This window comes from Neisseria sp. P0014.S002, assembly GCF_051958295.1.
GTDB classification, from domain to species: Bacteria; Pseudomonadota; Gammaproteobacteria; order Burkholderiales; family Neisseriaceae; genus Neisseria; species Neisseria flavescens_B.
In genome coordinates this window covers 103,014-125,782 of sequence record NZ_JBQCVO010000005.1, presented here as the reverse complement: position 1 = coordinate 125,782, position 22,769 = coordinate 103,014, and the positions used below count along the sequence as shown (strand labels likewise).

The 22,769-nt window shown below is 50.3% G+C and carries 17 protein-coding genes and 2 tRNA genes; 6 read left to right on the top strand and 13 right to left on the bottom strand.

Annotated features, from left to right (window positions below; genetic code table 11):
- Positions 1-29: 29 nt before the first annotated feature.
- Together ACTHSX_RS06845 and recB are read left to right on the top strand one after the other, a co-directional pair.
- Positions 30-3,788, top strand: a complete 3,759-nt coding sequence (locus tag ACTHSX_RS06845; RefSeq protein ID WP_440377194.1) for a beta strand repeat-containing protein — start codon at positions 30-32, stop codon at positions 3,786-3,788.
- A 144-nt stretch (positions 3,789-3,932) separates the two neighbouring features.
- Positions 3,933-7,589: an exodeoxyribonuclease V subunit beta gene (gene recB, locus ACTHSX_RS06840; RefSeq protein WP_440377193.1), complete on the top strand. Its 3,657-nt coding sequence runs from the start codon at positions 3,933-3,935 to the stop codon at positions 7,587-7,589.
- Between the two features lie 59 nt (positions 7,590-7,648).
- Here the strand turns inward: recB and ACTHSX_RS06835 are convergent, their stop codons facing one another.
- The 3 genes from ACTHSX_RS06835 to ACTHSX_RS06825 form a co-directional block, all read right to left on the bottom strand.
- On the bottom strand, positions 7,649-8,380 hold the full coding sequence (locus tag ACTHSX_RS06835; RefSeq protein WP_440377192.1) for a phosphoadenylyl-sulfate reductase: 732 nt from the start codon (positions 8,378-8,380) through the stop codon (positions 7,649-7,651).
- A 115-nt stretch (positions 8,381-8,495) separates the two neighbouring features.
- Entirely contained in the window at positions 8,496-9,554 is a 1,059-nt protein-coding gene (gene dinB, locus ACTHSX_RS06830) for a DNA polymerase IV (RefSeq protein ID WP_440377191.1), read from the bottom strand.
- A 77-nt stretch (positions 9,555-9,631) separates the two neighbouring features.
- Complete coding sequence (locus ACTHSX_RS06825) at positions 9,632-10,681, bottom strand: sulfate ABC transporter substrate-binding protein (protein WP_440377215.1); 1,050 nt, start codon at positions 10,679-10,681, stop codon at positions 9,632-9,634.
- Positions 10,682-11,069: 388 nt separating this feature from the next.
- On the opposite strand from ACTHSX_RS06825, the gene ACTHSX_RS06820 reads away from it, so the two are divergent.
- Positions 11,070-11,900, top strand: coding sequence for a DUF4198 domain-containing protein (locus tag ACTHSX_RS06820; RefSeq protein WP_003685007.1), 831 nt, complete (start codon positions 11,070-11,072; stop codon positions 11,898-11,900).
- A 43-nt stretch (positions 11,901-11,943) separates the two neighbouring features.
- Here ACTHSX_RS06820 and ACTHSX_RS06815 read toward each other — a convergent pair whose 3' ends face one another.
- The 7 genes from ACTHSX_RS06815 to ACTHSX_RS06785 all read right to left on the bottom strand — a co-directional run bounded on the left by ACTHSX_RS06815 (position 11,944) and on the right by ACTHSX_RS06785 (position 18,610).
- Positions 11,944-12,795, bottom strand: coding sequence for a DUF5672 family protein (locus tag ACTHSX_RS06815; protein WP_440377190.1), 852 nt, complete (start codon positions 12,793-12,795; stop codon positions 11,944-11,946).
- Between the two features lie 37 nt (positions 12,796-12,832).
- Complete coding sequence (gene mutS, locus ACTHSX_RS06810; protein WP_440377189.1) at positions 12,833-15,433, bottom strand: DNA mismatch repair protein MutS; 2,601 nt, start codon at positions 15,431-15,433, stop codon at positions 12,833-12,835.
- A 97-nt stretch (positions 15,434-15,530) separates the two neighbouring features.
- Entirely contained in the window at positions 15,531-16,478 is a 948-nt protein-coding gene (locus tag ACTHSX_RS06805) for a DUF4424 family protein (protein WP_440377188.1), read from the bottom strand.
- 68 nt (positions 16,479-16,546) lie between these two features.
- Positions 16,547-17,383, bottom strand: a complete 837-nt coding sequence (gene panC / locus ACTHSX_RS06800) for a pantoate--beta-alanine ligase (RefSeq protein WP_308538293.1) — start codon at positions 17,381-17,383, stop codon at positions 16,547-16,549.
- A 119-nt stretch (positions 17,384-17,502) separates the two neighbouring features.
- Positions 17,503-18,294 carry a 3-methyl-2-oxobutanoate hydroxymethyltransferase gene (gene panB / locus ACTHSX_RS06795; RefSeq protein WP_440377187.1) on the bottom strand — a complete coding sequence of 264 codons (792 nt, stop codon included), beginning with the start codon at positions 18,292-18,294 and terminating at the stop codon, positions 17,503-17,505.
- A gap of 128 nt (positions 18,295-18,422) precedes the next feature.
- Positions 18,423-18,498, bottom strand: a tRNA-Thr gene (locus ACTHSX_RS06790).
- Positions 18,499-18,534: 36 nt separating this feature from the next.
- Positions 18,535-18,610, bottom strand: a tRNA-Thr gene (locus tag ACTHSX_RS06785).
- A 215-nt stretch (positions 18,611-18,825) separates the two neighbouring features.
- On the opposite strand from ACTHSX_RS06785, the gene ACTHSX_RS06780 reads away from it, so the two are divergent.
- On the top strand, positions 18,826-19,620 hold the full coding sequence (locus tag ACTHSX_RS06780) for a polyamine aminopropyltransferase (RefSeq protein ID WP_440377186.1): 795 nt from the start codon (positions 18,826-18,828) through the stop codon (positions 19,618-19,620).
- Positions 19,621-19,661: 41 nt separating this feature from the next.
- Positions 19,662-20,300: an alpha/beta hydrolase gene (locus ACTHSX_RS06775; protein ID WP_440377185.1), complete on the top strand. Its 639-nt coding sequence runs from the start codon at positions 19,662-19,664 to the stop codon at positions 20,298-20,300.
- A 129-nt stretch (positions 20,301-20,429) separates the two neighbouring features.
- On the opposite strand, the gene ACTHSX_RS06770 is transcribed toward ACTHSX_RS06775, so the two are convergent.
- The 3 genes from ACTHSX_RS06770 to folB all read right to left on the bottom strand — a co-directional run bounded on the left by ACTHSX_RS06770 (position 20,430) and on the right by folB (position 22,096).
- Positions 20,430-20,966 (bottom strand): NUDIX hydrolase, encoded by a 537-nt coding sequence (locus ACTHSX_RS06770; RefSeq protein ID WP_003747210.1) that lies wholly within the window; start codon positions 20,964-20,966, stop codon positions 20,430-20,432.
- An 85-nt stretch (positions 20,967-21,051) separates the two neighbouring features.
- Positions 21,052-21,699 carry a nuclease-related domain-containing protein gene (locus ACTHSX_RS06765; protein WP_440377184.1) on the bottom strand — a complete coding sequence of 216 codons (648 nt, stop codon included), beginning with the start codon at positions 21,697-21,699 and terminating at the stop codon, positions 21,052-21,054.
- A gap of 46 nt (positions 21,700-21,745) precedes the next feature.
- Positions 21,746-22,096, bottom strand: coding sequence for a dihydroneopterin aldolase (gene folB / locus ACTHSX_RS06760; RefSeq protein ID WP_377073069.1), 351 nt, complete (start codon positions 22,094-22,096; stop codon positions 21,746-21,748).
- Between the two features lie 57 nt (positions 22,097-22,153).
- On the opposite strand from folB, the gene plsY reads away from it, so the two are divergent.
- Positions 22,154-22,765, top strand: a complete 612-nt coding sequence (gene plsY, locus ACTHSX_RS06755) for a glycerol-3-phosphate 1-O-acyltransferase PlsY (protein ID WP_314593132.1) — start codon at positions 22,154-22,156, stop codon at positions 22,763-22,765.
- Positions 22,766-22,769 lie beyond the last annotated feature (4 nt).

Genomic DNA, 22,769 nt, shown 5'->3' with positions numbered 1-22,769 from the left:
TCCATCACGATAAATAAGGATTAAAATCCATGAAAATCGACACTTTATATCAGCCTAAGCTCTCAGCTTCCGGCAAAGTAACTGTCGCCGTGTGCTTTGCATTCCTGGGAAATGCAGCGGTAGCGGCCAACATCGAAGCCATCGGCCAAACTTCGGTACAGCAGCAACACAATGTCGACATCGTCAACATTGCCGCACCGACGGCCCAAGGTCTTTCTCACAACCAATATAACAAGTACAACGTTTCCCAACACGGCGCCGTTTTGAATAACGCCCTGTCTGCCGGTAAATCCCAACTGGCCGGGAACCTGTCTGCCAACAAAAACTTCCAAGGTCAGGCCGCATCTGTGATCTTGAACGAAGTGGTCAGCAAAAACCCTTCTCTGATCTTAGGTCAGCAAGAGATCTTCGGTATTGCCGCAGACTATGTTTTGGCAAACCCTAACGGCATTACCCACAACGGCGGCGGCATCCTGAATGCCAACCGCGCATCCTTGGTTGTCGGTACGCCAACCGTTTCAGACGGCACGTTGAAATCTTTCAATATCAGCGACAATGGCAAACAACTGCAAGTAAACGGCAATTTGAGCAGCAACCGCGTAGTTGACCTGCTTGCTCCGCAAGTTGTAGTCGGCAAATCAGCCAACGTTAATACCGCCGACGCCATCAATGTTTCTTCAGGCAAAAGCAACTTTGACTACAAAACCGCACAAATCGAAGCATTGGACGCTGCTTCAAATGCGCCGGTGCTTGACGGTCATATCTTCGGCAGTATGCGCGCCGGTACCATCCAAATCCACGCGACTGACAAACGCGCCAAACAAAACATTCAAAATGCCACCATTACCGGTACCCGCTACCTGAATATCGACAGCAAAGGCAACCTGAGCATCCAGTCTGCCAATCTGACCGGCGCACAAATGGAACTGTTTGCCCGCGATACCGACATCAAAGGCACGGTTACCAGCCGTTCTGCTAACAAATCTTCCAGCGGCAAAGAAGCGCAAAATGTTCAGCACTTCCGTTCAGACCGCAACAAAACGGAAACCTTTACCGCCAGCAATATCAATGCATCCGAGTCATTGACTTTGAACAATAGCGGCAGCCTCAACCTAAGCGCGGCCAACATCAATGCCGGTGCGCTGACTGCATCTGCCACGGGCAACATCAATTCTAACGCGGTAAAAACAACCAACCGTACAGAATCCGACCACACTCAAAGCAAAGGCCTTTGGTACAACAACAACCTGAGCTCTTCTGCTGACGAAAGCCTGCATCAAACCAAAATCAATGCCGGTTCTGTCAATATTGCCACCACTGGCAAAGTTCAATTGGATGCGACCGAACTGAACTCGGCTGCAGATGCACGCATTGCCGCCCAACAAGGCATCGTATTGAGCAGCAACAGCGAAACCGACAGCAGCTCGACTTATGTCAGCTTCAAAAATGAAACTGCAGCCCTGAAAACCGGTATCGCCACAAAATCTTCCAAAAACTCTACCGCCCATCAAACCAAAATCTCCACAGCTGGTGATATCGGTTTGATTTCCGAAGGCGATTTGAGCACTTACGGCGCAAGCATAGCGGCAAACGGCAATGTCGTTACCGATGTCAACAAGATTAATTTGGGTACTCAAACCACCATCAACACCAACAGCCTCGACGACCAGAAAAAATACTGGGGTGGTCTGTTCGGCGGTGAAAGCCAAGTTCAAAACAACCGTACCGAAAACCTGCACGGCAGCAGCATTACTGCCAACTCAAACGTAGTTTTGGGTGCAAAAAACGGCGTCAACGTTTACGGCAGTACCGTTGAAGGCCAAGCCGGTACATTCGTCAGCTCCAAAGCAGGCAATGTTGACATTAAAAATGCCACCAGCACCGACACTTCCGCACAAAGCGCGCGTAAAGGTACGATTTTCAATATCACGACCTCTAAAACCAGCAGCAACAGCAGCATTGAAAAAGTAACCGGTTCTACCCTGGTTTCCAATGCCGACCTGACCGTTGTTTCCAACAAAGACATCAATGTAATCGGCTCTGCATTGTTTGCGGCACAAAAACTGCAACTGGCTTCCGCAGGCGATTTGACCATCGATGCTGCCAAAGCGGTAGAAAACAAACAGGTCAACGAGTATTCCATCAAAGGCTACTCCGGTACTGAAACCAATAAAGAAAACGGCAGCGTGACTGCCAAAGCCGGTATCAAATTCACCGATACCCACACCGACACTCATTCTGTCGGCCTGAGCGGCAGCATTCTGACCGGTAAAAACACCCAGTTGTCTTCCAACTCAAACATTACCGTCAGCGGCAGCCAAGTCAACGGCGAAGAATCCGTCAACATTTCCGCAGCCAATGACGTCAATGTTGTTGCCTCCAAAGGCAGCAGCACAGTGACCGAATCCGGCCGCGTAACCGATCTGGGCGTATCTGCCACCGCATACGGAAAAAATAACGCCGCAGGCGTCGGCGTATCTGTCGGCATTACCAGTACCAAAACAGATGCAACCACCGTAACAAATACATCCCATGTATCCAACATCAACACCGGCGGCAACACCACCATCACTGCCAACGGCAATATTAATCAAGAAGGTACCGTGATTAATGCGACTGGCAATGTGGTTGAAGCTGCCAAAAACGTTACCCATGCAGCGGCACACAGCGGCGCGAAATCCGATGTGAAACAAAACGGCGGCGGTTTGGTCGTTTCTGCCGGCATCAGCACCAACAAAGGCATCGGCGGTGAAATCACTGCACAAGGTCAAGGCAACTCTTCAACCCACAATGAATCCACTGCAACCGTAACCACCATCAACGCAGGCAATGCCATCGTTTTGGCAAATGACAAAGTGTCTGATGAAGGTACAAAATACGATGTTACCGGTGCGATCAACATTGATGCAGGTTCATACCACAACACTGCCGCCCACAACACCAGCAACAGCAGCAGCAAACAAGGCGGCGCTTCTTTGACTGTCGGCGCATACACCAAAGACGGTTCAAACGTTGATGTGAATGCCAACCTGAACGTCAACTACGCTGATGAAAACAAAAAAGAATCTACCGCCGTCAAAGGCGATATGAATGCTACCAATGTTGTCATCAATGCCAAAGACTCTGCTGAAATCGCATCCAACATTACCGCCAACAACAACGTCAACATTACCGCAGGCAACGGAGTAACCTTCACCGAGTCAGCCAATACTGCCTCCAACCAAGGTACAGCCGTTAATGTCGGTATCGGTGCTGGCGCGACAATCAATGTTGAAACCGGTGTTGCCGTTCCTCACGTCAATGGCTCTGTCGGCATCAACAAAACCGATAACGCTTCTTCTACCGCCACAGGCGCGAATGTAGCGGCCGGCAATGACATTAAAATCAATGCCAACAACGGCGACGTCAACCTGCACGGTACCAACCTGGTATCCAACAACTCCATAGAAGTAGAAGGCAACAAAGTCAATACTTCAGGCGCAATCAGCAGCGTTAACGAAAAAAATCTGACCGTCAATGTCAATGGCAGCTACGCTTCAGGCAAACCAAACGGCGGCATCAACGCCAAAGGTAAAAACGAAGCCAACGTAACCAATACGGCAAACACCATCCAAAGCGACAATGTTGTTATTACTACCGGCTCTCCAACCGGTTTGAGCGTCAACAATACGACCATCAACGGTAATAATGTTGCGTACTACTATGACGACAGTAAAGCTCCAGTGGCGAACCGTTATACCTACCGTCCTCGCCAACCAAGCTACGCCAGACGCCGTTTGCGCTACTAAGATGCGCTATTGAAGTCATTTAATAGCCATTAAGACATGCCGTCTGAAAACAGAAAGTTTTCAGACGGCATTTTTATCATCAATGCAAAACAACACACTATCTCTGTTATGATAATGCCTCGCTAATATTATTCCGTTCCAACCATGTCTTCCGCTCTTCCTTTTGACGCGCTCACACTTTCCATCGACGGCACCAACCTCATCGAAGCTTCTGCCGGTACGGGTAAAACCTACGGCATTGCCGCGCTCTTTACCCGACTGATTGTTTTAGAAAAAAAAGACATCGAGAAAATTCTGGTCGTTACCTTTACCAAAGCGGCGACGGCAGAACTGAAAACCCGTTTGCGTGCGCGTTTGGACGAAGTGTTGCAGGTTTTAAACGAAATCCAAACTTTGGGCGGCAAGCCGGAACATATTTCAGACGGCCTGAACAAATATTACGAAAAAGAAAAAAAATCTCCCGATGACTTTCTCAATCGATTGATTCCTTTGGCTTTAGGCGAGAAAGACGGACAGGAAAGCTGCCATCGCCTGATTCTCCGCCTCAAAGCCGCGCTGGGCCAGTTTGACAACGCATCGATTTACACCATCCACGGCTTCTGTCAGCGCGTCTTGCGCGATTATGCGTTTTTGTGCGGCGCGCCTTTGGATGTCGAGCTGTCGGATGACTCGCGCGAGAGGCTGCTGATTCCAGCGCAGGACTTTTGGCGGCAGAAAGTGGCAACCGATGCCACATTGGCACAATTGGTTTTTGACCGAAAATGCACGCCTGAAGAAATGCTTGCCGAAATCAAAAGCTATACCGGCCGCCCCTATCTGAAATTCAGACGGCCTGAAGGCGATTTGAAAGAAACCCAAGCCAACCTTCAAGAAACATGGCAAAAAGTTTGCGGCCAACTGGAAGACTTGGAAACAGCGTTTTGGGCAATCTTTCCCAAACTTAATGGCCAGACCTACAAAAGAAATACCTTTGAAAATGTTTTTACTGATTTAAAAATAAACGCCGAATCCAACCGTCTGCCCCGCCTGAGCAAACAAACGCTAGGAAAACTAAACCATTTCAGTATCGATACACTCAACAGCAAACTGAAAAAAGAATATAAAGCCGATGCCGATGCGCCGGAAATTATTCAGCTGCAAGCCTTAGCCAATCTCGGTCGTGATTTGCAGGCAATGGAAAACTCGGAAGAAGCGGCCTTCATCTGCCTGCAACTTGATCTCCTTTCCTACATCAACCAATCCATCGCCGAACAAAAAAAATCACGCCGCGAGCGCGTGTTTGACGATTTGCTGCTGGATGTCCATCAGGCATTGACCACCAATGAACACGGCAACACATTGGCAAAAGTGGCGGCGGCAAACTGGGAAATCGCGCTAATTGACGAATTCCAAGATACCGACCCGCTGCAATACGAAATTTTCCGCCAAATTTTTATCGAACAAGGCTGCCCGCTGTTTCTCGTTGGCGACCCCAAGCAGGCGATTTACAGCTTTCGTGGTGCGGACATTTACGCCTATCTGCAAGCCGCGCAAGATGCGGACAGGCATTACACCCTCGCCGTCAACTACCGCAGCCATGCCAAGCTGATTAACGGCATCAGCGCCTTGTTCAAACAAAAAAAACACCCCTTCGTGTTGGAAAACATCGATTACAGCGATGTCTCCGCCAGCCGCGCCGAAAGCCGGCTGTCGCCACACTGCCCCGCCATCCAAGTGCGCTGGCTCAATACGGACGACCAAACCGGCAAAGAGATTTTGCGCGGCCGTGCCGCCGAATATTGCGCCGATGAAATTGCCTTTGCGCTCAATGAAGCAGCCGAAGGCCGTCTGAACTTCAAAGGCCGCGCGCTGGAATCCGGCGATATTGCCGTCTTGGTGCGCACCAACAACGAAGCGGCAATGATTGCCGGAAAACTGAAACAGCGCCGTATCCAAAGCGTGTTGCTGTCGCGCCAGTCCGTTTTCGATTCCGCCGAGGCAGACTCGCTGTCCGCGCTGATCGGCTTTTGGCTCAACCCAAGGCAAACCGACTGGCTTCGCTTTGTCTTGACCGGAGTTTTGTTCGGCTATACCGCCAAAGAAATTTACGAACTCAACCACAACGAACACCAGCTGCTGAAATGGCTGGAGTCATCTGCCGAGGCCATGGAAAAATGGCGGAAAGGCGGCATTTTTGCCGCCATGCAGCAGTTTGCCACCCTACATGACATTGAAACACGCCTGCTCAAAGGCGGCAACGAACGCAGCCTGACCAACTACTACCAAATTCTGGAGCTTTTGGCCGAAGAAGACAGCCAAAGCCGTAACCCTGCCGCCCTGCATAAATGGTTAAACGAGCAAATCAGCCGTGCGCGCAGCGGCCATTTCCCGTCAGACGCACAAACCATCCGTCTTGAAAGCGACGAAAAATTGGTCAAAATCGTTACCATGCACGCGTCGAAAGGTTTGCAATATCCTTTGGTGTACTGCCCCTTCGCATGGGATACCAAAGACAATTCCAAAGAAAACTGGAAAATCCTACATACTGAAAGCCATGAAACCGAGCTGCTGGCCAAATCACAAACCTCAGAAGCAGAACTAAGCCACCTTGCCGACGAAAAGACGGCAGAAGATTTGCGTCTGCTCTATGTCGCACTTACCCGCGCCGAAGAACAGCTCAACATCTACGCCGCCGCCAACAAAAACTGTACGCCAAACAATCCTTTTGCCTATCTGCTCGAAGGTTTGCCAGATGCCGACCGCGAAAGCGTCAGTCAAAGCTATAAAAGCGCGACAGACGTTGTGGAAATGCTCAAAACCAACTGGCAACGCTTTATCACAAACGCGCCCGAAAATACGGAGTTTGCCTTCACGGAAGAAGCCCCGCCAGAAACCGTCTACCAATACAGCCGCCAGCAAGACCAAGCTTTGAGCGCTCATAGCATTAAACGCCGCGATTTTGACTTTATCCGCCACACCAGCTTTACCGGTTTGAGCAGGCACACCAAGTCAACCGACGAACAACACGAACCTTTGCAACCTGCCATCGACCCGGCAGAAAGCGCAGACCGTGCCATGCCGTCTGAAAACCTGCCGTCCCCGCTTTCAGACGGCCTCGATATCCACCATTTTCCCCGCGGCACCAATGCCGGCGTATGTTTGCATGAAATGTTGGAAAAACTCGACTTCGCCGCCTCTGCCGAGAGCCAATCCGAAATGATTGCCGAAGTTTTGCAACGCCACAGCTTTGAAGACAAATGGCTGCCGACGGTAAGCGCCATGCTCGACATCTGCCGCCTGACGCCTTTAATCAACGAGAGCCTGTCGCAGATTCCGCCGACCCGACGCCTGCCCGAAATGGGGTTCACCCTGTACATGGACGATTTCAAACTGGACGACTTGCGCCGTTGGTTTGCCTCAAACGAAGCAAACCTGCCGCCCGAATGCGTCCAAGCCGCGCAACTGCTTGATTTCCATGATTTACAAGGCTATTTAAACGGCTTTATCGATATGGTTTGCCAAGATTCAGACGGCAATGTTGTTTTAATCGACTACAAATCCAACCATTTGGGCAATGATGCAAGCGCGTACACGCAACAGGCAATGAACGAAGCCGTGGCGCATCATCACTACTACCTGCAAGCCCTGATCTACGCCGTTGCCATTGCACGCTACTATGCCCTGCGCGGCAAGCCGTTGCCCAAAATCGCCATCCGCTACCTCTTCCTGCGCGGCATGGACGGCTCGGATCAAGGCATTTGGAAATGGGACATCGATACCGCCCTACTTTCCACTTTCGTTGAGCGAAAAACAAATTCTTGATAAATCATTTTGTTAAACCGTCAAAAAGGCCGTCTGAAAAGTTTTCAGACGGCCTTTGATTATTTGTGCAAACCGCATTCCTTACTGTCTTTACTCTCCCACCACCATCGCCCGGCGCGGATATTTTCGCCCAGCTTGACCGGACGCGTGCAGGGTTCGCACCCAATGCTGGGATAGCCCTGATGATACAGCGCATTGAGCGGAACTTGGTGCTCGTGCGCATATGCCCACACATCCTGTTCTTCCCAATCGAAAATAGGATTGAATTTGGCGATGTTGCGCCCCGTATCCAGCTCTTCAAAATTCAATTCGCTGCGCGTTTCGGACTGGCTGCGGCGTTGTCCGGTCAGCCATGCGGGGGCGTTGTGCAAAGCACGGTTGAGTGGTTCGATTTTGCGGATATGGCAGCAACGGCGGCGTAACTCGACGCTGTCGTACATCGCGGCCGTGCCAAACTCCGCTTCAAATTCGGCGGCGGTTTGTCGGTTGGGATAAAACACTTCCAATTCGGTTTGATAACGCGCATTGGTTTCGGCAATCAGGGCGGCGGTTTCGGGATTGAGTTTGCCCGTATTGAGCGTGATGATGCGGATGGGCAGTTTCAGACGGCACACGGCATCGGTAATGACCATATCTTCAACCGCAAGGCTGGATGCGAACACGGCTTGCGGATAGCGTGCGGCAATGTTTTGCAAACGGCGCTCCAAAGCGGCCGCCAACTCAGGCAGGCGGCGACGTTCGGCATCGCTGATTTCGGGGATTTTCCAGAATTGTGGGCGGAATAAAGACATGGCTGGTTGTTCCTAATAATTTTCAGACGGCCTGTTTAAACGGCTGCCGATATGGTTATGGAACAATATTGTCCTGCGCCCTATCTTCAAACGGAAAGAATGCTTTTCTATTTCTTTATAACCAAAGCGTCTGCTGCTGGTTTTTCGGCAGCAAATGGCTCACGCCGATACCGATCAGGCGGAAGGCGTCTTCGCGTTGCGGCGGTATGCGTTGCAACAAAGTATGCGCCGCCTGAAGCAGCGAGGCGCTGTCGGGAAGGACGGAAGAATACGTCAGCGAACGCGTGATAATGCGGAAATCGTGGGTTTTGAGTTTGAGGGTAACGCCTTTGGCTTCGACGTTTTTGCGCTCAATCTGCCGCCAGAGATCTTCGGCAAGGTGCAGCAAATGGCTTGAAGCCTGCACCAAAGACAAATCTTCGGGCAAAGTGATTTCGGTTGAGATTTGCAGGCGTTCGCGTTCGGCTTTGACCGGACGCTCGTCGATACCGCGTGCCAAATCGTAAAGGCGGTAGCCGTAGCGGCCGAAATGGTTTAAAAGTTCGCCGCGCTCAAAACGGCGTAAATCGCCGGCGGTCTGCATACCGAGGGCATTCATCTTTTTCAGCGTAACTTTGCCGACACCGGGAATCTTACCCAACGGCAGGCTCTCCAAAAACGCCATGATTTTTTGCGGCGGCAGCACAAACTGCCCGTTCGGTTTGCGCCAGTCAGAAGCGATTTTTGCCAAAAACTTATTGGGCGCGATGCCTGCGGAGGCTGTCAAACCGGTTTCTTCAAAAATTTCGGCACGAATGCGTTTGGCCACCTCGCTGGCGTACGGGATATTTTCAAAATTTCGGGTAACATCCAAATAAGCCTCGTCCAAAGACAAAGGCTCGATCAAATCGGTATAACGCCGAAACACGGCATGAATCTGCGCCGAAATTTGGCGGTACAAATCAAAATGCGGCGGCACAAACACCGCCTGCGGACACAGCCTTTTCGCCGTCGCTACCGACATGGCCGAGTGCAAGCCGAATTTGCGCGCTTCATAAGAAGCGGCACAAATGACCGACCGCGTACCGTCCCACGCCACAACGACCGGCAGCCCTTTCAGGTGCGGCTGCTCGCGCAGTTCTACCGAAGCGTAGAATGCGTCCATATCGATATGGATGATTTTGCGTTGGGACATGGGAAAAGGTGGATAAGAAAAAGGCTTATTGTAACAAAAGGCCGTCTGAAGTTTCAGACGGCCTCTATGTTTAAGCCTTATTTTTTACTGGAAAGCTGGTCAAATAATCCGCCGTCGGCAAAGAATTTTTTCATAATTTCTTCCCACGATCCAAATTTCTCATTCGGATTAAACGTCTCAATCTCAGGGAAATCGGCTTTGTGTTTCGCCAATACTTCGGCATTGCGCGGACGCAGGTAAAGATCGGCGGCCAACTCTTGGGCCGGTTCGCTCCAGAGGTTTTGCAGATAGGCTTCGGCAGCGGCGCGTGTGCCTTTTTTATCGACTACGCTGTCCACGACGGCAACCGGTGCTTCGGAAAGAATGGTGTAGCTTGGATAAACGATTTCAAACTGGTCTTGGGTCAGCTTTTTGCTAACGTAGTTGGCCTCATTTTCAAAGGTAACCAAGACATCGCCGATATTGCGTTGACTGAAGGTCGTTGTTGCTGCGCGGCCGCCGTTTTCAAACACAGGCGTGTTTTTCAGCAATGCGGCCACAAAATCTTTTGTTTTGCCTTCATCACCGTTATTCACTTTCAAACCATAACCGTACGCACCCAAAAAGGCGTAGCGGCCGTTGCCGGTGGTTTTCGGGTTGGCCAAAACGATTTGCACGCCGTCTTTGGCCAAATCGCCCCAGTCTTGAATGTGTTTCGGATTACCTTTGCGTACCAAGAAAACGACGTTGCTGGTATAAGGCACGGCATTGTCCGGCAGGCGTGTGTTCCAATCGGCTTTGACCAAACCTTTTTTCACCAAAAGCTCGATATCGGAAGTCTGGTTCATGGTCACCACATCGGCAGCCAAACCATTGGCGACAGCCAAAGCCTGCTTGCTGGAGCCACCGTGCGACTGTTGGACTTCAACCGACTGCCCGCCGTTTTTTGCGGCAAACTCTTTGACAAATAACGGATTGTATTCTTTATAAAAATCGCGGGCGACATCGTAGGAGACATTCAGCAATTTGATTTCACCCCCCTTACCTCCGGCAGCTTGAGAAGCATTGTCGGCGGATTGTTCGGCTTTTGGCGAGCACGCGCTCAAAGCCAGCGCGGCGGTCAAAGCGGCAAAAGAAAGCGTACGGATATTCATGGTCGGCTCCTGTTAAAAATATGGGAGCACTTTATCGGGATTGGATGCAAACTGGAAATAATGTTTGCTTTCGCGTTTATCAGTTTTGGTTATATACAATCCGGGCGGAAGTTGGGAAAAAATGCCCACACAGATAAGCATTACGATAAATTATATATACATCAATCAGATAAAGATTAAAGCAGCTATTTATACAAGATAAACATACGTTGCAAACAGTATTACCCAATACGTCAGGCCGTCTGAAAATCCAATATAAATAATTATTTATAATTAAAAAAATATAATCCTTATTATTTACAAAAAATGCAAATAAGAGTAATGTTTCTACTCGCCAAAATACAAGGCCTTTCATTCAACAACAAAATGGAGTGTAGAAACTATGAAACAATGGATGCTTTTAGGATTGCTGGGATTGGGCGCAGTGGCGCAGGCGCACGATGTTTGGGTGGCCGCACCGACACATCAGCCTGCCGGCCAAATCCTGCATGCGGATTTGGGTTACAGCCATGACTTCCCCAATGTCGAAAAAATCGCCGATGACCGCGTGCATATTTTCAAACCGCTGCAATTGACCGGCAGCTCAAAGAAAACCGTTGATTTGGTAAATAAAGGCGAAAACTATCAATACGTTTCCAAAGCCGCTTTGCCTGAAGGCTCCTACTGGGTCAGCGCAACCTACAAACCGACTTTCTGGTCGAAAAACCAAGACGGCTGGAAACAGCAAACCTTGAAACAGCTGGCCGGTTCAACCTATTGCGAACAATCGCAAATGTTCGGAAAGAGCTTTGTCCAAGTGGGCAACGGCGCAGTTGATGAAGCTGTATTGACCCGCCCTATCGGCCAAGAGCTGGAACTGGTTCCGCTGAAAAATCCGAACGAAGTCAAAGCCGGCGGTATTTTGCCGGTCAAAGTCCTGTACAAAGGCGAGCCTTTGGTTAAAGCCACCGTTACCGCCAGCTCGGACACTTTGGCCGAAATGGACTTGGAATCAACCCATGACCACCGCGAGCCTCAAGGCTTCTCCGGCAAAACCGATAAAAACGGCGTGGTCAATGTGATTACTCTGATTGACGGCTTGTGGAAAATCAAAGTGGTGAACGAGACCGATTACAGCGATAAAAGCGTATGCCAGCAGGACAAAGCTTATGCAACGCTGATCGTACCTGTCGGCACCAAACGCGCGGCTGCACGCCATGCCCATCAGCATTAACAGCCATTAAAAAAGGCCGTCTGAACTTTCAGACGGCCTTAATTTATTCACATTCATAACCTAAATTTCTAAAAAAACGGGAGTATGTTTCCAATTTATCCTCATTCAATTGGGCAAACCGGACACGGTTGCAGCCGGTCAAGACCACATTGCCCATCCAGTGAGCCCCAAAGACGCGTTCTAAAGGGACATTCCTCATTTGATTGATAAACGGTACTTCTGAAGAAAATTGCGTAGCAATATCCGGGGGCGCGAATTTCAAACCCAAGTCCTGCAATCTATACCGGTGTTGCGCCGTCAAAAACATATCTTCGTGGTGCAGCCGTACCAGCCATTCCATATCGGCAATTTTTTCGTCTTTCGGCGGCAAAGGCGGTCGGATTTCTACATTTAAACCCAGTTGTCGCGGCATGGTTAAAAGCCGTATGCTGCGCAGGCTGAAACCGCCGTTCTGCGGCTCGTCAAAATTCGGAGAAGTCTGAATCAGATGTTGCTTGGCCAAATATTGGTCGGTTCCCTTCAGGAAAAACTGCCCGTCGGCTTCGGTTTCCAACAAAATCGGCAGAGGTGCGCCGATATAGTCATATTCCCGATAAGCATCCTGCCAGTTTTGACCGTTCAACACCCAACCGTCATTTTGAACAATCAAACAATAATCAGTATCGATGTAATACATCAGTTGGTACAAAACAAACAGATTGTATTCCAGATAACCGAATTTCCGGCAAGGCTGATGTCGGATATTCTCCGGCAAACCTTGCGGACAGCTCGGGCTGATCAGCAATCCACGGCTGCCGGGCAATTCGGCACAACTACGGACAATGGCATACATCGTGCCCTCGGTATAAGAATCTGCGCCGGTAATACCAACCACGGTAATGTCAGTAAAACTCATTAATATATTCCCCTGTTTCAGACGGCCTTTGAGCTATTTACGACGCCTTATTGCAGATATCTTTCAAGCGATATAAGGCATCCAAGGCTTCGCGCGGTGTGAGGTTGTCGGGCTGAATTTGCGCCAACGCTTCAGTCAATTCATTGTTCTGCAAATTATCAACAGGTTCAATTTCTTGTGTTTTCCCTTCCTCATCTGCCCCATTTTCAGACGGCATAGCGCTGAAAATATCCAACTGCGGACGGTTGGCGGCGGCTTGGTTTTCCAAATCGTTTAAATGCTTTTGGGCCGCTTTCAAAGCGCGGTTGGGCAGGCCTGCAAGTTTGGCGACGGCGATACCGTAGCTTTTGCTGGCGGGGCCGGGTTCGATGTGGTGGAGGAAGACGATGTCTTGTCCTTGTTCGAGTGCGGAGAGGTGCATGTTGACTGCCGTTGCGTGGGCTTCGGGCAGTTTGGTCAGTTCGAAATAGTGGGTGGCGAAGAGGCTGAAGGATTTGTTTTTTTGCAGCAGGTGTTCGGCAATGGCTTGCGCAAGGGCAAGGCCGTCAAAAGTCGAAGTGCCGCGTCCGACTTCGTCCATGAGGACGAGGGATTGGTCGGTGGCGTGGTGGAGGATGTAGGCGGTTTCGCTCATTTCGACCATGAAGGTGGAGCGGTTGGAGGCGAGGTCGTCGGAGGCGCCGATACGGGTAAAGATTTGGTCGATGGGGCCGATTTGGGCTGAATCGGCAGGCACGAAGCTGCCGGTGTGCGCCATGAGGACGATGTGGGCAACTTGGCGCATGTAGGTGGATTTACCGCCCATGTTGGGGCCGGTCAGGAGCATAAGGCGGTGTTTGTGGTCGAGGCGGGTGTGGTTGGCGGTGAAGTGGCGCACTTGTTGCTCGACGACGGGATGGCGGCCGTTTTCGATATGGATGACGGGGTAGTCGGCGAACTCGGGGCAGACGAAGCCGCGTTCGGCGGCGGTGGCGGCGAAGGTGGAGAGTACGTCGAGGGCGGCGGCGGCTTTGGCTGCTTTTTGAAGCTGCGGCAGGGTCGTCTGAATGTCTTTGAGGAGAGCTTCAAACAGGCGTTTTTCCAATGCCAATGCCTGCTCTTGCGCGGTCAAGACTTTGTCTTCAAAAGTTTTGAGTTCGGGAGTGATGAAGCGTTCGGCGTTTTTCAGGGTCTGGCGGCGTTGGTAGTCGGCAGGCGCTTGTTCGGCTTGGACTTTGGATAGCTCGATGTAGAAGCCGTGGACGCGGTTGAACTCGACTTTGAGGGTGGAAAGGCCGGTGCGTTCGCGTTCGCGCGCTTCAAGCTCAAGCAGGAATTCGTCGCCGTGGTTTTGGATGTGGCGCAGTTCGTCCAGTTCTGCCGAATAGCCTTGATTGATGACGCCGCCGTCTTTGAGCCAGACGGCGGGTTCGGGCATCACGGCGGCTTTGAGGGTTTCGGCAACAGATAGGGTTTCGGGGAAAACGGCTTTGAGGGTTTCCAACAGGCTGCTGCCCTCGGCGGACAATTCGATTTCGGACAGGGCAAACAGGCTGTCGCGCAGGGCGGCGAGGTCGCGCGGGCGGGCGTTGCCCACGGCGATACGGGCAGCGATGCGTTCAATGTCCGCGATGTTTTTTAGACGGCCTTGCAGGGTTTCGTATTGCGAACCCAACGCGGCAACGGCTTCTTGGCGGGCGCGGATGTGGGCGCGGCTGCGTAAGGGGTGGTGCAACCAGAGTGCCAACAGGCGGCTGCCCATGTGGGTGGCGCAGCCGTCGAGTATGGAAAACAGGGTCGGCGATTTTTTGCCGGAGAGGGTTTGCGTGATTTCAAGATTGCGGCGCGTGGCGGCATCCATGCCGATATATTGGCTGTCGGTTTCGAGCGAAATGCCGTCGAGGTGTTGCGGCATTAGGTTTTGCGTCAGGCGGATGTAGTTCAACAGCGCGCCCGCCGCGCCGACGGCGGCTTCGTGTTCCTTGCCGTCCAAACCGAAGCCGTGCAGGTCTTGGCAACCGAAGTATTCAGTCAACAACTTCGCGCCCGCGTCGGCGGCAAACTGCCATGAGTTCAGGCGCGTGATGTTGGCAGAGGTTGCCTGAAAACCATCAGGCAGACTTTTACCTTCGGGTAACAGGATTTCCGCCGCCTGCAAACGCGCCAGTTCGTCGGCGAGTTTGTCCGCCGTCGTCAGCTTGGTTTTAAATTCGCCGCTTTGCAAAGAAGCCCATGCGATGGCAACGTTTTTCTTGTCTGCGTTCACTGCCACAATCCGGTTGGTTTCCTTGTCTTCCAAAAACGCCGCGTCGGTCAGCGTGCCGGGCGTTACGATGCGCACGACTTTGCGCTCCACCGGCCCTTTGCCCGCACCGACTTCGCCCACCTGTTCACACACTGCCACGCTTTTGCCCATCTTCACCAGCCGCGCCAAATACTGCTCCGCCGCGTGAAACGGCACGCCCGCCATCTTAATCGGTACGCCGTCCATCTGCCCGCGCGTGGTCAGGGTGATGTCCAGCAGCTTTGCCGCCTCCACCGCATCATCCAGAAACAACTCGTAAAAGTCGCCCATACGGTAAAACACCAGCTTGTCGGCGTGTTGCGATTTGATGGCGAGATACTGCTGCATCATCGGGGAAACAGTGGGTTTGGACATGGAAAAGCCTTAGAAACGCAAAAGCGTTATTGTAACAAAAGGCCGTCTGAAAACCTAAATAAGCTTTCAGACGGCCTTTTATGTATGCCGAATAAGATTAGTTATAAACGAAAATAATGTCTAAGTCTTTCTTCGGCAGGAAATTTTCTTTGACTGCTTGGAAACGGTTCGGCCCTACTTTGCGCAAGGATTTGTCCCAGCAGAGCGACAGCACGGTATTGGGCTCGCGGTCTATGGTCAGGGTGAATTTACCGATAGGTTTTGCCCAGTTGGCACCTGTGGTCAGGATATAGCCCAAATGGTGATAGACCTTTTCTTCTTTCACATTTTTAAAGTTTTTAAGGAAGTTTTCATCCATACAGTACTCATCTATGAATGCTTTGCTGTCTTTGGCTTTGAGCGAAGGCAGGAAGCTGCCGCCAACCAACGGGGTGTATTGGTGTTTGATTTCGGTTACAGCGTTGGCTTTAAAGGTTTGCTTCCAGCTGTAAATAATCTGCGACGACCAAGACGTCCAGCCCACTATGTTTGATTCGCTGGCTGGAAGCAAGGATTTGATTTTGGGCGAGTTACAAGTACGAATTTTCTCATTGAGCTTTTCGGCATCTTTGTTTTTCGTCCAAGGGTGCATCAGTTCCTGATCGCTCAAACCGCATTTTTTCAAATCGGCGGTCACGTCCACCAGCGAGCCGTTACGCCGTTCAAAATAGGCGCGGACGTGGGCTTGCGGGCGGACAGGTTTGCCGTCGGCGTAAATTCGGAAGCTGTCCACCAAGCCTTTGGTGTCGGCAAAGTCGGAAACTGTGACCGCAGGAACGATGGGCAAAGGAAAAAGAACCGTCTCGGTAATATCTTGCGCTGTAGTATTTTTAAACTTGTAATGTACGCGGATTTGCTTTTCGCTGATGTGCAAATCTTCGCTCTGCATATCGATATGCGGATTTTTCAGATATTTGATGCCGCTTGTGCTGACCGTACCCATACTGTCATTGGCATGAGCAGCCCCAGTCAGCAGAAGGAGCAAGATTAAAGCTTTTTGTTTCATGATTTAACCCCTTTGAAACAGGCCGTCTGAAAAACAGGTTTCAGACGGCCTTTAACAGCAGCTTGGTTTTAAGCCAAAGCCACTTCCAAATTATCAATCAGGCGCGTGGTACCCAAACGAGCGGCGGCAAGCACCACCAATTCTTTATCGCCGACATGAGCTACTGCCAAGCTGTGTGCATGGCGGATTTCAACGTAATCTACCACCCAGCCGGCATCGCTCAAACGGCGGATACATTCGGCCTCGAGCTGGGCGTAATCCAGATTGCCGTTTTTCAGGGCTGCGGCAATGTTTTGCAACTCTTGATAGAGGCGGGGCGCTTCTGCGCGCTCTGCTTCGCTCAAATATTGGTTGCGGCTGGAAAGTGCCAGGCCGTCTGAAGCTCGGCCGGTATCGACCGGGACGATTTCGATATTGAAATTCAAGTCTTCGACAAAGCCTTTGATAATCGCCAGCTGCTGATAGTCTTTTTTGCCGAAACAGACGGTATCGGGTTGAACAATGTTGAACAATTTGGTTACAACAGTCGCAACGCCGCGGAAATGTCCCGGGCGGAATTTGCCGCACAATTCGTTTTGCAGGTGCGGAGGCTCGACATTGAAACGCTGTTCCACATTTGGATACAGCTCTTTTTCATCAGGCGCAAACACGACGGCAACGCCCTCGCCTGCCAATTTGTCGGCATCTTGCTGCAAAGTGCGCGGATATTTGTCGAAATCTTCGCCTTGTCCGAATTGCAGGCGGTTGACAAAAATACTGACCACAACGTTATCGGCACGTTTTTTCGCTTCGCGCACCAGCGCAAGATGGCCTTCGTGTAGATTGCCCATGGTCGGCACAAATGCCACTTTTCCGGCAGTTTTGCGCCACTCGCGCAATTCTTTAATCGTATGAATGATTTGCATGGTTTGAAAAATCCTTTATCTTTTCCGCCGCTTCATCAACGGAAATCACGCGCCGATTATACGCTTTTATTCATCAAAAAGGCCGTCTGAAATAAGTTTCAGACGGCCTGGTTTTTATTTTATCCGGCAAACGTATGTTCGACAGATGGGAACGTTTTTGCTTTGACTTCGTCCACATAGGCTTTGACCGCAGCTTGAACGCTGTCTTTGCCCTGCATAAAGTTTTTCACGAATTTGGCGGTTTTACCGGGAAAAATGCCGAGCATATCGTGCATCACCAAAACCTGACCGTCACAATCCACGCCTGCACCAATACCGATGGTCGGGCAAGAAACTGTCTCGGTCACTTTTTTCGCCAACTCTGCAGGAACGCATTCCATCAATACGATTGCCGCACCTGCCGCATCATGCGCTTTGGCGTCGTTGAGCAACGCTTCTGCCTTGTCGCCGCGGCCTTGAACTTTATAGCCGCCGAATGCAAACACAGATTGCGGGGTCAGGCCGATGTGGGCGCAAACAGGGATACCACGCATTTGCAGAAATTCAGTGGTCTCCGCCATCCAAACACCGCCTTCGAGCTTGACCATATGCGCACCGGCTGCCATCAACTCTGCCGCTGCCGCAAATGCCTGCTCTTTGCTCTGCTGATATGCGCCAAACGGCAAATCGCTGACAATCATGGCATTTTTAGTACCGCGAGCCACGCATCCAGTGTGGTAGCACATATCTTGCAAGCTCACCGGCAAAGTGGACTGACGACCTTGCACCGCCATACCCAAAGAATCGCCTACCAGCAACACATCCACGCCGGCATTGTCCATCAGCGCGGCAAAGCTGGATTCATAAGCGGTCAGCATGGCGATTTTTTCGCCCTCTGCTTTCATTTTTTGCAAAGTGTTTACGGTAATCATGGTGTTTTGTGTGTTCCGCCCGGCGGGCAGCCCTTTGTTGTAATGGAAACGCGGTATTATAAGGTCTGCTTTTAAAATATCAAAGCATAAGCAAAAAGCCCGACTGCTTTCACAATCGGGCTTTTAATTGGTGCCGGCACCAAGAGTCGAACTCGGGACCCCCTGATTACAAGTCAGGTGCTCTACCAACTGAGCTATACCGGCTTACTGAAATGCCTTGCGGCACCATCAGTCTTTAACTGGTGCCGGCACCAAGAGTCGAACTCGGGACCCCCTGATTACAAGTCAGGTGCTCTACCAACTGAGCTATACCGGCAAGGAAGTCGGCATTATGCCGATAAGTTCCCATCTTGGCAAGCATTTTAAAACAAAGTTACTCACGAAATTATAAAAACCAATGATTTTAAAGAAAATTAAATACCTGCCTTATCTTTCCATCCAACACACACAAAGGCCGTCTGAAAACCGCCCCAGCGCAAAACATCATTGTTTCTGTTAAAATAACGCCTTTAATATCTTTCGTCTGCACCCATGCCACCCCGCCATCCTTACCGCCGCCTGCGCCCAGCCAAATCCCATCTGCCCGAAGTCGGCATTTCCGAAGAAGGCAATATCCGTTCCCTGCACTTGGGCAGCAACACCATTCAAAGCTCCATGAATGTCAATCATCCGTCCGAGCTGGTGTTGTCGTACAGCCGCGCCATGATGGGTTGGCTGCTGTTTGCAGAAACCCCGCCGAAACACATCACCCAAATCGGCTTGGGTGGCGGCTCGTTTGCCCGTTGGATAGACAGCTATCTTCCCCACACCAAGCAAACCGCCGTAGACATCAATCCGCAAGTCATCGCCGTGGCGCGCAGCCTGTTTGAATTGCCGCACGAAGGCGAAAATTTTGAAATTATCGAGGCAGATGGCGCGGAATATATTAAAGTGTTCCGCCACAATACCGATGTAATTTTGGTTGATGGTTTTGACGGCGAACAGATTATCGATGCTTTGGTGGAAGACCCCTTCTTCCAAGACTGCCGCAACGCCCTCTCCCCCGACGGCGTATTTGTCACCAACTGGTGGAGCGGCGATCAGCGTTATCAACGCTTTGTCGAACGCCTGCTCAACGTCTTTGACGGCCGCGTACTCGAGCTGCCTGCAGAAAGCCACGGCAACGTTGCGGTCATGGCGTTCCAAAGCAGCCCTAAAGAACAAAATCTCGACAACTTAAAAAAACGTGCAGAAAAATTAAGCGAAAAATACGGCTTGGACTTCAAACGGATGCTTGCCGATTTGAAAGCCAACAATCAAAACAACGGCAAGAATTTTTATCTGTAAACCGCTTCAGGCCGTCTGAAAAAACAAACAAGGACACACCCATGCTCAAACCCGACATCATTCAAATCTCCGGCCCGGCCGGTTTGCTGGAAACCATCTACCTGCCAAGCACACAAGAATCCGCCCGCGGCGTTGCCGTCATCAACCACCCCAATCCCCTGCAAGGCGGCACCAACACCAACAAAGTCATCCAAACCGCCGCCAAAGCCCTCAGCCAACTCGGTTTCCATTGCTACCTGCCCAATTTGCGCGGCGTAGGCAATAGCCAAGGCGAACACGACTACGGCCGCGGCGAAACGCAAGACTGCATTGCCGTTATCGACTACTCCCGTGCTCAACATCCTGATGCACCGCAATTCGTCCTGGCCGGTTTCTCATTCGGCGGCTACGTTTCCACCTTTGCCGCACAAGCACGCACGCCTGATTTGCTGTTACTGATGGGCGCCGCCGTCCATCACTACACCGACCGCCTGGAACCATCCGACGTTCCCGATGTCGCCAAAACATTGATGATTCATGGTGCAGAAGACGAAGTCGTTGAAATCAACAAAGCCCTGACATGGGCAGAACCACAAGGCCTGCCTGTTGTCACCATTGCCGGTTCGTCCCACTTCTTCCACGGCAAACTCATCGTTTTACGCGATACGATTACACGGTTCGCACCGGCTTTATTAGGTTAAAATCCGGCTACAAAATAAAACAAGGCCGTCTGAAAGCTTTTTCAGACGGCCTTGTTTGCATAAAACCTTATTATCTAAATATCAGGCTCAAGTATTTAAAAATCCATCAAGGATTTTCTGCTTAACATATCAATTCTGAGTCAACCAATACTGCAAACCAATCAAAGTCTTACCATCTTTGATTTCATCGTTTGCCAATGCATTGCGCACCTCCTCCTTGCTCATCAGGACGGTTTCTGTAATTTCATCCTCATCATTGCTCAACTCGCTGCCCAAACGCACGCCTTGCGCTTGGTAGAGATACATTTTTTCATCGCAAAAACCGACTGCGGTGTAAAAGGTGTATAACAATTTGACACTGTCGGCGACATATGGCGTTTCTTCCGCCAACTCACGCAAAGCGCATTCGGCAGGATCTTCGTCCGCCACATCCAATTTACCCGCCGGCAATTCCAACGTCGCCTGATCGGCGGCATAACGCCATTGGCGCACCAAAACAACTTTGCCGTCTTCCGTTTCAGCCAATACACACGCAGCACCCGGATGACGGATCACAACCCGTTGGCTTTCATTGCCGTTAGGCAGGCGCACCCGATCACGGCTAATGGTAACAAAAGAACCTTCGTAGATTGGCTCGCTGCTTAATTTAGTTTCTTTCAAATCCATTTTTTACCTCATTTCCAAATTATTAAATGTTAAAGGCCGTCTGAAATTTTACAGAAATAAACTCAGAGGATGCCTTTTCTAATGGTTATCGCTGATGTCGTTGCTGCAAACGCTCCGTATGTGTTCGCAGCTTTTCACTATTTGCTTGGTAGTCACTTGAAGACAATACAGCAACTATTGCCTCTACCTCATGAGGAAGCAATAAGGCCGTCTGAAAATTCTTAATATAAGCCGCCGCCTGCCTAATACGGCAAACATTTGGTGGCATTTTTGATTTCAACTCACAATCACCTAAGAAAACTACCATTGAATGAAACTTCTCCTCAGGAAATTGCAATAGTTCTGACAACGCTTTGATATGAGCATAATTCTGACGCAACGGGTTTTGGAAATAATGTTTCTGTTTATAGATGATTTGCGTCCATTTAGATTGCTTTTCACTACCCAAAATCCAACCTGTGTAATTTTTAGTTTCTATCACAAATATCCCAAAAATTGAGACATAAATATGATCAATTTGTGTCGTACCATCTCGAGATGGAATAATTAAATCGTGAAACTCAGAATAAGTTTTCTCATCTAAATTTTTTCCAATTACAGAACGAACTGCTATTTCCCCCATACTTCCCTTTATTTTAGGATTTTTCAACAGCGCTTTTAATAAAAGCAAAGGAATAATGATCAGAAAAACCCAAAATATACCTGACATACTTCCCAATATTTGTTCAATCATGACGTTTTCTTTTTTATTTAAAACTAAAAATTTATATATTTATGGTTTATTCCCGAGCGCGTTCAATTTCAATACCGACTTGCGCCACATCGGGCAAGATACCGGGTTTCACAATACGGACGCGCACTTTGGCCGCGCCAAAATCATTTAAAATCAATTGGGCGATATGTTCCGCCAACGTTTCCAGCAGTAAAAAATCCTGTTCTGCAAGGCTGCGGCGTACGACTTCGCATACTTCGCCATAATGGATGGTGTCGCCGATATCGTCGCTCGTGCCGGTACGCTCGGGAACACTGATTTCCAAATCCAAAATCAAAGTCTGTTTACGCTCGCGTTCCCAATCATATAGGCCGATTAAAGTATCGGCCTTCATGCCGTACAAAAAGATTTTATCCATTTGCCTGTCCGTTTTTTTGATAGAATAACCGTTCCCATTTTAAGTAAAGCACCCAAAATGTTCAATGTACTCGCCATTATTGCCGCCTATCTTATCGGTTCCCTGTCTTTTGCCGTCATCGTATCAAAATATTACGGCATGGACGATCCGCGCACTTACGGCTCCGGCAACCCCGGTGCCACCAACGTCTTGCGCAGCGGTAAGAAAAAAGCAGCCGCACTGACCCTACTCGGCGATGCAGTAAAAGGCTTGATTGCCGTCATCTTGGCACGCTGTCTTCAAGATGCTTTAAATTTGTCTGATGCAACGATAGCACTGGTTGCCATCGCCGCATTGGTCGGCCATATGTGGCCAATATTTTTCAATTTTAAAGGCGGCAAAGGCGTAGCCACTGCATTGGGCGTCTTGCTCGCCCTCTCCCCCGCAACCGCCCTGCTCTGCGCCTTGATTTGGCTGGTCATGGCGTTCGGTTTCAAAGTATCCTCACTCGCCGCACTGGTTGCCACCGTCTGCGCACCCATCTTCGCCTTCTTCATGATGCCACACGCCTCTTGGGCATGGGCAACCGTATTCATTGCCGCATTGGTGTTGTACCGCCATAGAAGCAATATTCAAAACCTGATTCAAGGTAAAGAAAGCAAAATCGGAGATAAAGCCGGAAAATCTTAAAAGC